This is a genomic window from Pseudomonas fakonensis, assembly GCF_019139895.1.
In the GTDB taxonomy this organism is placed as follows: domain Bacteria; phylum Pseudomonadota; class Gammaproteobacteria; order Pseudomonadales; family Pseudomonadaceae; genus Aquipseudomonas; species Aquipseudomonas fakonensis.
This window is the reverse complement of record NZ_CP077076.1, coordinates 2,072,743-2,085,490: the sequence shown is the minus strand read 5'-3', so window position 1 is coordinate 2,085,490 and position 12,748 is coordinate 2,072,743. Positions and strand designations below refer to the sequence as shown.

The window sequence follows — 12,748 nt, the reverse complement described above, 5'->3', positions numbered from 1 at the left end:
CCTTCCAGTGGAAAGCCTTGAGTCAGCTAGCGAACTGTTATTTAGAAAGCCAGCTTTCGACGACATCTGAACCGTATTGAGCTTTCCAAGCTTTCAGGCCGGCATGGTTACCGCCTTTGGTTTCAATAATTTCACCGTTCTCTGGATGAACATAACGCTTGAGTTGGCGCTCCCGACGAGGGGCTTTCTGCGCAACGGCAGGAGCAGCACCGCGGCGAGCAGCCGCAGGATCCAGAATGTTAACGATGTCACGAAGGCTTAAGCCATACTGATTCAGCAAGTCGCGCAATTTTGTCTCGAATTCGATTTCTTTTTGCAACTCACTGGAGCCCTTCAAAGCCTCCAATTCAGCTAGCTGTGCGGCCAACGCCTGTTCGAGTTGACGAAATTCCGCGAGACGAGACATTTTCTAACCCTCAAAAATTAATATTTACGCAGCATGGATTTTAGCGCAATGCGATAGAAAATAACTAGTCCCGACTACAAACAAATCACCTAGTGACTAACTGTTGGAAAGTAGATCTTTATCTTAGACCTCACCGATTGCGCCCTTAGCAATCTACGGAATGCCTAGCCGCTGCGCTCTTACGCTCATCGATGAACAAATTTATAGGCGAAATCTGCAATGGCTATTGGCAACTCATTCATGTCTTCCACAAGTGGTTTACTTGTGTTTTAGCGGGTACTTCAGCTGGCACAAAGCTTTGTAAACGCCGCCGAGATAAAGAGCACATTTGTACTCCTTGGTGATACAAGCGCATACACCCCAAATGATTGCCATGTGCCACCATTCAAATCACAATGCGTGCTAAGGAGCTTCGACAGGTCAGGGTGGACATGGAAAGGACGGCATTACGAGCACATGCAGCGCTGCTGAGCTTTGGCCTACCTGCGTTCGCAGCAACGCGGCTCACATCGAGCCTTTCCACCGGCATAAAGCATTGCGCCAAGGCTTCTCACCTCAAAACCAGCGACCGATCTCCTTTAACTGAAGCGCGGCCCATTTCCTCACATGAGGGAGCTGTCGGATCCCACGCGAATCACTCCGTTTGCCGTCAGCGTTTCCACACGCTCACCCGGCACCATCAGGCTATCACTCACAAGACACCGGTGGCTCCTCGGGCAAGCGCTCGCGTCAATGCTCGCTGCCGGTCAAACAGTAATAGCCAACCACACACATCAGGCGTTGCTTGCGGGTCTATACGACCGCAATAGAAGGCAATCGAGAGACTCGTCCCGTTCCCAGGCACAGCAGACTTGGGGCGAACGACCTTGGAGCATGGGCTGAAATATGAGTTCTGTAGCAATAGATCCAAAGAAAGGAAGTGATCCCTACAGCGCTGGAGAACAGGGGTTGGGGTACATCTTCCAACCCCGCTTTGCGTTGTACCAGGCATTGGAGCTTCCAGAGGACACCGCAATCCTCATCGAGAAGGAAGATGACCTCGATTTCCTGGAGTCCTCAGGAAAGAAGACACTGGCCTCCCTCAAGCACAAGGCAATTGGTGAACGGCTGACTGACCTGTCTGTCGACTTCTGGAAGTCAGTCAATATCTGGCTAACTCGTTACCAGGCCAATGGGCGGGTTGAGTCCGATTATCAGTTTTTCCTGTTCACGACCTCGTCGGTCGCGCCGGACTCATTCTTGAGATTCTTCCTGTACGGCGCCGATGCAACCAAGGCTGACCCCAGCCTTTGGCAGCTCACAGAAGATACCCTCGCTACCAGCAAGGCGAAATCGTTCACCAAGATCAAGGCGTTGCTCTCAGGGCTGACGGCGCTAGAGAAAGAGGACTTCGTATCGAGAATCACGATAGTTGACTGCACGCCACGGATTGGCGATCTCCCTGCACTCATCAAATCCCAGAAAATGCGGCCAATTCGCCCTGACCACAGGGATGCAGTCTTCGAGCGCCTGGAGGGATGGTGGAATGACCTGATCATCCAGATGCTCTGCGATCCACAGAGCGAGCCCGTCTATGCCCGAGACGTTTCGGAGAAGCTGTTCAGCTTCAGCGAGGAGTACAAGGATGACAACCTCCCGATCACCTTTGAGGACGCGACGCCTACAGCCCCCATCGATGCGAGTACCGATAATCGTCTGTTCGTAAGCCAACTCCATCATCTAAATCTGAGCCCCAGCCGCATTCGCAATGCGATCCTGGATTACTACCGGGCTTTTGAGCAGCGCTCCGCTTGGGCAAGGCAGCGCTTGGTGGGTTCAGAAGAAATCATGACGTATGAACGCCGGCTGACGAATGAGTGGGAGCGCACCAAAGACGCCTTGTTCGATGACGCGCTAAATGCGCCGATCGAGGACTGCTCTGAACCTGAACTGATTGCCGTGGGCAAGAAACTCTATACCTGGGCTGAGACAGAAGCTCAGAAGCTTGCTCACCTGAAAATTCGGGCTCGCGTTATAGAGCCTTACGTACTTCGCGGCAGCTTCCAAATTCTCGCCAACAAGCGCCCCTACCCTACCGTTTACTGGCATCCACAGCTTCTGGATCGCCTGTCCAAGGCTGCTGGAGAGACAGAATGATCCGCTGGGATGAGCGTCCTTTTGAGACCAAGAATCTCTTCAACCCCGCCTTCTGCGCGGTCGTCCTAATGCGCGCGCTCAAGGCCTATACGGTGGTGGATCCCAAGGGCATGCCGTTTTCGATGTCACTGCTTGTGTTGCCGCTGAGTCTCCACCACGAATCCCGAAGTGCGCTGCTCAAGCACTACAAGGGCTACCTGCTCAAGACAGTGGAAACCCACCCCCAGATGCAAATCGGGCTGGCCGAGCGGGTAACCGAAATGCTCCCTTTTACGTTCGAGGCATTTGGACTGGCGCACTACACCGATTGCTTCGAGGTTACCCCGCAAGGACGACTCCTTCCGAAAGCCAGGAGGGTTAAAGCGGACATCGACGGCACCGAGGAATCAGTAGCGTGCCAACGCGCAGCGTCTCTGCTGGGAAGAGAGTTCGCGAAGATTGCAGACAGGGTTACCGTGTACACCGCCTTTGGAATTCGACCATGAAAATCAGCTCCATCCATGTATACAGCCACGATGGCCAGCGCCGCGACATCAACTTCGAGGTCGATGGGCTCAACATCATTACGGGCCGGTCGTCGACAGGTAAATCGGCCCTCTCGGACATCATCGAATACTGCATGGGTCAATCCAGCTTCAATGTTTCGGATGGCGTTATCCAGGACAAGGTGTCTTGGTTCGCAGTGATCTTCCAATTTCCGGACGGGCAGGTCATGGTGGCCAAGCCGACCCCGCGATCAGGCGGCGCGAGCTGCAGCCTGGCCATGACTCGTACCGGGGAATTTGTACAGCCCCCTGAATTCTCCGAGCTGGTGGTCAACACGGACGACATTGCGGTCACCTCGTTGCTTTCTCGTCAGCTGGGCATTCCGGAAAACCGTACAGAGGTGGCTGAAGAGCACACGCGCAATAGCTACGAAGCCTCCATCAAGCATTCGTATTACTACCTGTTCCAGCGGCAAGGTCTCGTCACCAACAAAGATCAGCTTTTCTATCGCCAGAACGAGCCGTTCCAACCCCAGGCGATCAAAGATACGCTTCCCATCCTACTAGGCGCTTCAACCAATGAGCGCTATGAGCTGCAAACCCGGCTGCGGACAGCTCAGCGAGACCTGAGAGCTCAGGCAAAGCTACTGGAGCAGGCCAAACAAGCGGTGGGGAACAACCGAAACCAGGCCATTGCACTGCTGACCGAAGCCAAGGCGGTCGGAATACTCTCTCAGGAGTCGCCTATCGGGGAGGTCGAAGAGATCATTGCTGCTCTCAGAACAGCAGCGCAGTGGAGTCCTGCCAAACCGCACGCTCAGCCCGAGGACAAGGTACCCAAGTTAGAGGCTGAGCTGGCCAGGCTCAGGAAAACCAGGCGCGAGATCAAATCCAAAATTGAGGCCGGCCAGATATTCGAACGGCGTGCCGGCGGCTTCCAGAGCGAGGCATCGGAACACATCGACCGCCTGTTATCCATCAAGTCGCTTCCGAAGAATGCTACAACAGGCGAATGGCAGTGGCCTTTTGCAGAAAAGAACTTGGCCATGGATTCTCCCATCGCCCAATCGCTACTCGGCGAACTGGCATCCCTCGAAGCAGAGATGCAGACGGTGATGGGACAACGCCCGCAAATTCAGGGCTACCTGGCGGAGGAAAACCAACGCCTTCAGGATACAACCAAGTCGATTGTCGAAAAGGAGGCGGAGCTCACCGCCGCCATCGCAGCCAATACGGTGCTGGCCAACGCCCAGAAGCAAAGCGACGCTGCCAAGCATGTCGTGGGGCGCATCAGCTTTTTCCTTGAAGGCTTCGTCCCTGACAATTCGCTGAAACAGCAGGAGGCTGACTACCGCCGTCGGGAAATGCGTGTGCAGGAGCTCGAAAAAGCCCTGGCAGATGTTGATGTGGACGACCGCCTGGCGTCGATCCTGAATAGCATCTCGGCACAATTCAATTTGCTCAACAAACGCTTCGAGTCTGAATTCAGTGCCTACCCGGCCCGATTTGACCTCAAGAAGCTGACCATCATCTTCGACCGTCCCGAACGCTCTGTGCCTATGTCTCGGACAGGGGGCGGCGAGAACTACTTGGCCTACCATCTCTCTGCGCTGCTGGCCCTGCATTGGTACTGCGCCAAGAGCAATCAACCCATGCCGCGCTTCTTGGTGATCGACCAGCCGACCCAAGTGTATTTCCCTTCGGAGGAGTCCTACAAAGCGGTCGATGGGACGGTACTGAACACTGAGCAATCCGACGCTGATATGGACTCCGTACGCAAATTGTTTAGCCTGCTTTACCAATTCACAGTCGAAGATGTACCAGGCTTCCAGATCATCATCACCGAGCACGCCAATCTACGGGATGACTGGTTCCAGAAGTCCCTGGTCGAGGCTCCTTGGAGCAAACCTCCAGCACTGGTGCCTGAGAGCTGGCCTTTCAAAGGTGAAGTGCCGCTCTGACGAGTTGCTGCGTGCGCTGCCCTGGCGATGGATAGTAGATGCATCTACTTCGGTTGCATCAAACCTAGGCAACACAGGAAGCTTGAATGAGTCCTGGCCGCTCGTGCCAGGACATCATTCCACCAGGAGTTGCCATGATCCGCCTCCGCGTCGGCCCCACTCAACTGACACGTTTCCCTCACGCTAACGAAGCGCCGTTTGCCATTGCCCTCTGGCCCTGTTCGCGATCAGCTGTTGGCAAACGCTACAGATTGCCCAATCCCTGAACGCCCAAGGCCTCACATTCAGCATGTGAAAGGTCTTTCTGGCGGACTTTGGCGCTTACCTATTCCTACTGAGTCAACACCGCGTGTTCATTCACGGCCATTTCGAACGCCACACAGATGATATTGCCTAGCACCGCCGACTGTGCGAGGTTGGCCAGGAAATGATTGCAGTAGGCATGGCCGGCACCGATGCGCATGGTCGACCAGCTATTTCCAGAGCACCCACCCTCTAGGTTGAGACGTCGGGGCCTGGTAGTCGAGTGAGTTATGTTGGCTATGTCGATAAGCGTTGTGCTGAAGGAAGCGAGCAGGGGCTGCTGTAAACTCTAAAGGTAGTGCACCGGCTATGCATTATCCTCCTAAGATTGGACAGTGATTGATGAATCTTCATGAAACCGAAGCAGGTCTGGCGTGGGTGAATCTATTCAAGGTTCAAGATCGTCCGGCTGCGCTACAGCTACTCCAGGCCGTCCGGTGGATATCTGCAGCCGAACTCACGGATGCTCTTACCAAAAGCATCGTGCGTGAAGCTGAGAAAATCCCTGGCCCGATTGCGCTTTTCGTTGAGCAAGATCTCAAAGAGCATCGAGGCAAGGTCGAAAGATTCTACAAACAGACACAAAAACCAAAGCGCGCACACGGAGTCGCCCTTCCTCCCGTCAGGAGTAAGCAGCTCTTCAATCATGAGGTCGGTTCTGAGGGAGTTATTGGAAATATAGCCACGGCCCTCAAGCGTCGCTCTCCTAAAAAATACCTTCTCCACCCCACTGCTGAAAAAATTCGCAAATCAAAGGTTCGAGGGTTTTTCATCCTGGCAGATACCATCGGTTCGGGTAAACAAGTAAGTGACATGTTGCAGTCGCTTTGGAGTGTCGCGTCGGTGAAGAGCTGGGTGTCCGCAGGCCTGCTCACCAACCGCGTAATCGCATTTGCGTCCACCGAGTCAGGGCAAAAGCTCCTTGAGAAGCATCCGATGCGCCCAGGCGTCGTCTATGACATTCCTTGTCCGACGATTGCAAGCGTGTTTGAACCAATTGATGCAGAACACCTGACTGACCTTTGCAAACGGTACAATCCCAACAAATCCAAGAGTGAAGGACTTGGGTTCGGAGGCGAGGGAGTGTTGATGGCTTATGCTCATGGCATGCCCAACAACGCCCCAGATGTATTCTTCAAAGCGAAGGGCAAATGGAAGCCATTGTTCAAAAGCCGAGTAACAAACGGAATCGCGATCGAGGTTGAGACCGGATTGCATCAGGTTGACGCGCGTCAGCAACTTGAAAAGATGAAGGCTAACAAGCTTGCAGCGTCCAAATGGCTCAGGCGCACGAGTGAAGACTCTCTGATGATGCTTTTGGTTATGGCGTCACTTTCCCGACCGCCGAGGACTGAAAGCGCGATTTCGGCCCGCACTGAGTTGACCATCCCGCAGGTGCGCCGTTGGCTACAGTCAGGCAAGCATTATGGGTGGATATGCTCGGCAAATCGGCTTACCGATGCGGGCATGCAGCAGCTCAGGCACTTTGGTGCTTCGAGGCCGAAAAAGCCTGCGCTGCAGTTACCTTGGCCTGAAGATATCGTGTACTATCCGACCTCGCTGAGGTAGCCAGATTGTTCCATCTAGAATGGCGTGGTGACACGCCCGGTATCAACTGATGATGATGCTATTGAGGACATATTTTGTCCTTTTCGGAGTAGCGTGCGCATAAGTGTAAGCATCAGCGCACCTTCGCCCACTGAGGGCCCCTCGGTCGCAAGCTCGCCTCGATGCTCAGGCGCGCTGTTTCTCACCCTGCGGGTGTCAAAGTAGATGGCAATCTGGCGACCTCAGCCCTATAAAGCAACCGGCCAGAAGCTTGGCGTCAACCAGGTCGCTCTTGTTAATGCCATTAAGTATGGCAAGTCGATCACCGGTCATCATCCATCCCTGACTCCAGTGTTTACGCTCCGGCACTTGGCAGCGCTATCGGGTACTCCATACGCTGTTCTGCGTGGCATTGTTGGCCGCCAAACCGAGACAGGGACAGATCGGGCCTACCGGATATTCCGCATTCGCAAAAGATTGTCCAAGAAAGGGGAGCCTCAGCGCTACCGCACCATCTGCATACCGTCTCCGGTGGTACTACGCGTACAGCGCTATATTCATGAGCACATCCTGACGCACCTAGCGGTGCATTCGGCGAGCATCGCTTACAGCGAGGGCAATAAAATTGCCGAGGAAATCGCTGTTCACTGTGGCTGTAAATGGCTGATCAAGATGGACGTTAAGAACTTTTTTGAGGCGATCCCAGAGCAAGCTGTCTACAAGGTATTTCGAGGTGCGGGCTACCCAGCGCTGATTTCTTTCGAGATGGCCAGACTTTGCACCCGGGTTGTTCCGCTCAATTGGAGTGAGGGGCCCACCGCGTACCCAACCAACCGAATCTCAAGATATTCGATCACCACTTACTCCAACCCTTCTAAAGGCGTGCAGCCCGCGGGCACCCAAGTTCAGGGATCGTTGCCTCAAGGTTCTCCATCCAGCCCACTGCTCGCCAATCTGTGCGCACGCGGCTTAGATGAAATGCTCTCGGAACTGGCCGATGAATACGGCTTAGTCTATACCCGATATGCGGATGACTTGGCGTTTTCGACAAGTGACAAAAGCTTCGACCGCCGTAGGGCAAGCCAAGTGATCGGACGGGTCTACGCGATAATGGCCAAGTGTGGGTTTGTGCCGAATACGGCGAAAACTGTGGTGGTACCTCCCAGAGGGCGGAAAATCCTTCTTGGGTTGTACGTGGATAGTGATCGGCCCAGGTTGTCTCGTGAGTTTCGCTACAAGCTGGAGCAACACCTGCACTTCTGTATGCATCCAAAGATTGGGCCAGTATTGCACGCAAAGCGCAGGGGATTTGATGCTGTGCTCGGCTTTAAGAATCATGTCCGAGGACTTATCGCCTACGCAGTGCAAGTCGATCCGGAGTATGGCGCCAAGCGCCTGGCTGAATTCCACAAGGTCATGTGGCCATTTTAACTCCTAATCATTGACGCTGCTGGGCTGAGTTTATTCGACCTTGAAAACGTGACCCGCTGACGACGGTGATCCCAGAAAGCATTTGCTTAGGGGGATGCGTACTTGCATCACGCCTTGCGTGATTGAATCGGTTGCCACTTAGGCGGCAGCAGCTGATCGGCCTCACTCGCCCGCTGAGTCGGCAGCCGCGTGAGAACATTCTTCAGCTGCACATACGGATCATGGCCATACTGGCGTGCGACTGGATCACTCCCATGAACGCTGCCGCTGATTTGACGCTCCGTGTTCGATCGGTCGGCACTTTTCCTCCGCTGGTCACCTTCAAATCCCCAAATCCACCCCGAATAGGGCATCACGAAGAACATGCCCACCGGAGTGGTCATTGACTAGCCGGCGTAACAAGAACTGGAGCAGGTGCGAGCGGAGACGCGAGCGCATTTCAACACAGGAGTCTGAGTGCCCGAAATGACCATCAGGCCATCGCCGAATTAAGGCCTGCCTCAAGATCTCCAGCACCTCGCCACCGGCAGTGATGGGATACAGGCGCGTCAAATCATCGAGACCTGCGGTGCGCTTGTAGCTCACCAATGCCTCGCTCAAAATAATGCTCAAAGACTCACCGTAGACCTGCCACGCGGTGCTCCACACGGGCCGTTCAACATCACATTCCAACACAAACCTCACAACGGCATCGCGCGACCCACAGAACCGCAGCCCACCATTTGCACATTTCGAGAAAGCCTAAGCATGCATATCGAGCTAGACCTCAACCAAAACGATCTCGAAGCCCTGCTACGCCACTGCCAATCGTTCAGGCCAGCCAGCGGTGACAGTCGTGAAGATGCACGCCTAGGAGACGCCCTGGAGGCTCTGACAGAGGCTTTACTGGAAGCTAACGCATCGCGTTGACCTTATGCCACCAATGGCGGGTGCGGGCCAAGCACATCCAACACCGTGCAGGTTGGATGACATGGGGAAAACCTAGGGCGTAGAGGCCCACATCAAAAAAAATGTGGTCACTTTTGAAGTTTGTATTCAAAGAGCAAGTAGGGCCTAACGGCCCTAAAAACCGATCTCCCTGACAGCCCTCGCCTTGCCTGGCGGCAAGCCAATCGAAGGCTGAAAAACCTCCAAAATCAAAACCGTAAAGCGAGTCCGCGACACCGCGCTATATCCCTGCATCGGGGTGCAAGCACCACCTCAGCTTTTCCTTTGTTCTCAAATATAAAAACTCCGTCTCGTTTAAAAATTTTCAAGAGGGTGGGGTGTAAAAACGGCGCGATGTAGAATAAAGCGTCGTGATTAGACATATTTGTCTGACGCTGCCCCGAGATTCGCTACGGATGAAGCAAATCCTTTCGCGCGGTAGGGGAAGCAGACCTAGCAGCCGAAACCGTGCTCCAGACGACTCAGTTCGTCCTTGACCTTCTGATATCCGACTTCATCGCACGCGAGCTGCAACGCAGATCTATTGCTGAAAACAGCTCGCGGCTGGGACATCCACGCGGCGGCCTTTTCTCTGTCTCCAAACACCCTTTCAGCCTCAGCCAAGGCCTGATTCAAATGATCCATGAGCCCTCCTCCCCATAACACCCACGAGATCTCAACTCAGCGACAACCCCAGGTTGCATGCAGTTTCAATGCCCGTCCAAACGCGACATCAGTGAACATGCGCCGAATAGCTGATGAACATTATACGACGATGCCTGCCTTCGCGAGACACGGCTCCAATGCTGCGCGCCCATAAACAATGATCAAGGCATCACTCGCGCTGCCCCCCCAAATTATGATCACCTGCAGCTTGGGGTCAGCCCTCAGCTCGTTCCCTAGCCCAACCTAGCCCCTGCCCTTCAAATAGATAGCGCTACGCTTCCATCCACCACGAGAACGAACCGAACTCGAAGTAGTACCCCACCGACACTCCTAGCGTGGTGGAGGGCTGCTGAAAGATCACCAAGCCACTGGTGCCGCATAGAATTCAGATCCCGATTGCCATCGACGCTTATATCGTCTGAATCCAGTCTTGGGGCAATTCATCGCAGCTCCATGAGCAGCTTGCGAAGCGAGCCGGGGAATAGTAGCTTTCTGAGATTGAATGGCCATCAACCGCCATCCAGGCGCCCCATTGTTCGCGCCTTTGTCGAATTCAGTGTAAGGAAACGGTTTGTTGCAGGCTAAGAAAGGCAGAAAAATGATCCCGAATCCACTATCTGCAGAGACGGTTTCCCTCATCCACCATGTGGAGCTTAACGAGTCAGGGTGGTGGAAAAAGGCGCTGGGTCAGGTCGTCCAGAGCGCGCTGTGGCAGCTGAACAAATCGGTCAATCTCAGCGAGCTTCAGGCCAAGCTGAAGGACGATCTGTACTACGAGGTAGCCAATGATCGGTTGCTCGCCCAGCTGGACTCTCTGTCCTCACAGGGTGCTGTCACCATTCTGGGTAAAAAGTACAAGCTCACTGAATCGAAGCGAGCCGAGCTAACTGCAGCGAAGGCGATCGCCGACAAGGAGCTGCAGTGCTGCCACGATGTCTTCATCGAGAACTGCGCAAAACACTGCCCTAAGCTGGATGCCAAGAGCGTCTATGCAGAGTTCACGAAATGCCTGCAGCGCACCATTCAGGTTTCCGGTGCGAACCTATTCCACCTGCTCGTCGACGGGAAGCTCGAACGGGATGTCGATTGGGTTGATCCATTCCTCTCAAAGTACTCGCCGAATTGCCAGGATGGCCTCAGGCAGACATTGGCAGCATTTTTCTCTCCGGCCAATGAAGCGTGCCGCAGCCACATCCTGCGCCTGATGAATGCTCATTTCTTTGCTGAGTCCTCGCAGCTCAAATCGACAACGCTGAAGGCCATCGAGGGGCAGCAGAAAAAGCGCACCATCAAGGTGGTACTCGACACCAATTTCCTCTTCTCGATCTTGAAGCTGCATGACAACCCAGGAGACGACTCAGCATTGTCGCTGGTGGAAATCACCCAGCGTACAGGCAAGAACTTCGAAATCGTCCTGTACGTATTGCCGAGCACGCTTGAAGAGGTTCAGCGGGTGCTGACCAGCCAGATCCGATTGGTTGAGCGCATTCGGACGTCCAGAGCCATGTCCCGCGCAGCATTGAATCAACCGCTCCCCAGTATCGCGAAAAAGTTCTTCGATGCAGCGTCCAAATCCCCAGGGCTGACCGCGGAAACCTTCTTCCGCCCCTACGTTGAAGACATGCGGGCAGTTCTGGAAAGCAAGGGGATCAAGATCCTTGACGCAAACCCAGCAATCTACAATGTCAAACAGGAAGTCATCGACGACGTTTTGACCGAAATGGAACGGGAGGTTCATGAGCTACCTGAAGCCAAACGCAAGGGCTACGAAACGCTGATCCACGATGCGGTGCTGTGGCATGTCATCAAGGATCGTCGCTCCACCAACGACCACTCGCCGTTCAGCGTTGAATACTGGGCCGTCACCATCGATTGGCGACTCATTAACTTTGATCGTCAGAAACGCTCAGCCAAAGACAGCGGTCTGCCTTTGGTGCTGCATCCGAGCAGCTTGATTCAGCTGCTCCAGTTCTGGATTCCCAGAAGCACTGACCTGGATGACGTCCTGCTGGATTCCTTGCGGATGTCCCTCTACTTCCAGTCGTTCGACGCGGAAGATGAAAAGGTGACCGTCAAGATTCTTGAGTCGATATCCCGATTCGAAAATGTGGGTGATTTTACCGAGTCGACCATCAAGCTAATGCTCACAAACCAGGCGCTACGAACACGTCTAAAGAACTCTAGCGCCTCCAATGAAGAGGTCTTTGAGTATGTGAAGGAGGAACTGATCGCTTTGCACAACGAAGCGGTTCACGACCTGGGGGTTGTCTCTGAAAACCTCAAGGCTGCGGGCGAAAAGCTTGAGCAGGAAAGGCAATCACGTCTAGAGGCACAGCGCGACTTGGAGGCCACGTCGGAGAATCTAACGGGCGTGAGCGCAGAGCTCGAAGCTGAAAGAAAAGAACGTGCGGCTACGCAAACACGGCTGGATGAGACCACTGCAGCTCAAAGCTTGGCCACCGCGCGGTATGACCGATTGGCCTTTTCACTGAAGATGATTTGGGGGCCTCTTCTGCTCGGCGTAGCGTTGGTGCTAGGTAGCTATGCAGCCATGAAGACTTACCCTCAGGCGTGGATCCCACTGCCGCTCATCACAGCCCTCGGAATCGGGTGCGTCCACTGTTAGTGGCGCTCCTTCACTCACCCAGGGTGACCGACTCCACTGCCAGCCTTGAAGGGTGGCAACCCGCAATGCTAATGAGCCGCATAGGCCGCAGAGCCATTGCACTCATCATGGTCACCGTTGGCGCGATCTTTTCTGGCGCCGCTTGGGATGGCTGCAAATACCTGCTCGGCATCAGCTGAAGCGACCAAGGCATGCAGATGGTGTTCTAAAGAACACCATCCCTTTCGACTCGCCAGTGCTCCGAATCATGCTCTGAGAT

Annotated in this window: 8 protein-coding genes and 1 pseudogene; 6 read left to right on the top strand and 3 right to left on the bottom strand. The window is 54.3% G+C overall.

Annotated elements, in window-relative coordinates; genetic code table 11:
* Positions 1-37: 37 nt before the first annotated feature.
* Positions 38-406, bottom strand: coding sequence for a histone-like nucleoid-structuring protein, MvaT/MvaU family (locus KSS94_RS09445; protein ID WP_217842721.1), 369 nt, complete (start codon positions 404-406; stop codon positions 38-40).
* An 885-nt stretch (positions 407-1,291) separates the two neighbouring features.
* Between KSS94_RS09445 and KSS94_RS09440 the strand changes: the two genes are divergently transcribed.
* The 5 genes from KSS94_RS09440 to KSS94_RS09420 all read left to right on the top strand — a co-directional run bounded on the left by KSS94_RS09440 (position 1,292) and on the right by KSS94_RS09420 (position 8,270).
* Entirely contained in the window at positions 1,292-2,542 is a 1,251-nt protein-coding gene (locus tag KSS94_RS09440; protein WP_217842720.1) for an ABC-three component system protein, read from the top strand.
* On the top strand, positions 2,539-3,027 hold the full coding sequence (locus tag KSS94_RS09435; protein WP_217842719.1) for a three component ABC system middle component: 489 nt from the start codon (positions 2,539-2,541) through the stop codon (positions 3,025-3,027). The genes KSS94_RS09440 and KSS94_RS09435 overlap by 4 nt, the downstream gene beginning before the upstream one ends.
* Positions 3,024-4,988 carry a DUF3732 domain-containing protein gene (locus tag KSS94_RS09430; protein WP_217842718.1) on the top strand — a complete coding sequence of 655 codons (1,965 nt, stop codon included), beginning with the start codon at positions 3,024-3,026 and terminating at the stop codon, positions 4,986-4,988. The genes KSS94_RS09435 and KSS94_RS09430 overlap by 4 nt, the downstream gene beginning before the upstream one ends.
* A gap of 645 nt (positions 4,989-5,633) precedes the next feature.
* A complete protein-coding gene (locus tag KSS94_RS09425; protein WP_217842717.1) occupies positions 5,634-6,860 on the top strand; it encodes a phosphoribosyltransferase-like protein in 1,227 nt (408 codons plus the stop codon).
* A 204-nt stretch (positions 6,861-7,064) separates the two neighbouring features.
* Positions 7,065-8,270 carry a reverse transcriptase family protein gene (locus KSS94_RS09420; protein WP_217842716.1) on the top strand — a complete coding sequence of 402 codons (1,206 nt, stop codon included), beginning with the start codon at positions 7,065-7,067 and terminating at the stop codon, positions 8,268-8,270.
* 107 nt (positions 8,271-8,377) lie between these two features.
* Here the strand turns inward: KSS94_RS09420 and KSS94_RS09415 are convergent.
* A pseudogene (locus tag KSS94_RS09415) lies at positions 8,378-8,553 on the bottom strand (transposase domain-containing protein); the annotation flags it as partial.
* Between the two features lie 1,097 nt (positions 8,554-9,650).
* A complete protein-coding gene (locus KSS94_RS09410) occupies positions 9,651-9,842 on the bottom strand; it encodes an MbcA/ParS/Xre antitoxin family protein (RefSeq protein ID WP_217842715.1) in 192 nt (63 codons plus the stop codon).
* A 595-nt stretch (positions 9,843-10,437) separates the two neighbouring features.
* Here KSS94_RS09410 and KSS94_RS09405 point away from each other — a divergent pair.
* Positions 10,438-12,489 carry a Dor-1 like family protein gene (locus tag KSS94_RS09405; protein ID WP_217842714.1) on the top strand — a complete coding sequence of 684 codons (2,052 nt, stop codon included), beginning with the start codon at positions 10,438-10,440 and terminating at the stop codon, positions 12,487-12,489.
* The last annotated feature ends 259 nt before the right edge of the window (positions 12,490-12,748 follow it).

What these genes read in the sequence shown, in the direction of transcription:
- KSS94_RS09420 (WP_217842716.1), top strand. Translation starts at nt 7,065, where the DNA reads ATGGCAATCTGGCGACCTCAGCCCTATAAAGCAACCGGCCAGAAGCTT.
- KSS94_RS09425 (WP_217842717.1), top strand. Translation starts at nt 5,634, where the DNA reads ATGAATCTTCATGAAACCGAAGCAGGTCTGGCGTGGGTGAATCTATTC.
- KSS94_RS09440 (WP_217842720.1), top strand. Translation starts at nt 1,292, where the DNA reads ATGAGTTCTGTAGCAATAGATCCAAAGAAAGGAAGTGATCCCTACAGC.
- KSS94_RS09430 (WP_217842718.1), top strand. Translation starts at nt 3,024, where the DNA reads ATGAAAATCAGCTCCATCCATGTATACAGCCACGATGGCCAGCGCCGC.
- KSS94_RS09445 (WP_217842721.1), bottom strand. Translation starts at nt 406, where the DNA reads ATGTCTCGTCTCGCGGAATTTCGTCAACTCGAACAGGCGTTGGCCGCA.
- KSS94_RS09435 (WP_217842719.1), top strand. Translation starts at nt 2,539, where the DNA reads ATGATCCGCTGGGATGAGCGTCCTTTTGAGACCAAGAATCTCTTCAAC.
- KSS94_RS09410 (WP_217842715.1), bottom strand. Translation starts at nt 9,842, where the DNA reads ATGGATCATTTGAATCAGGCCTTGGCTGAGGCTGAAAGGGTGTTTGGA.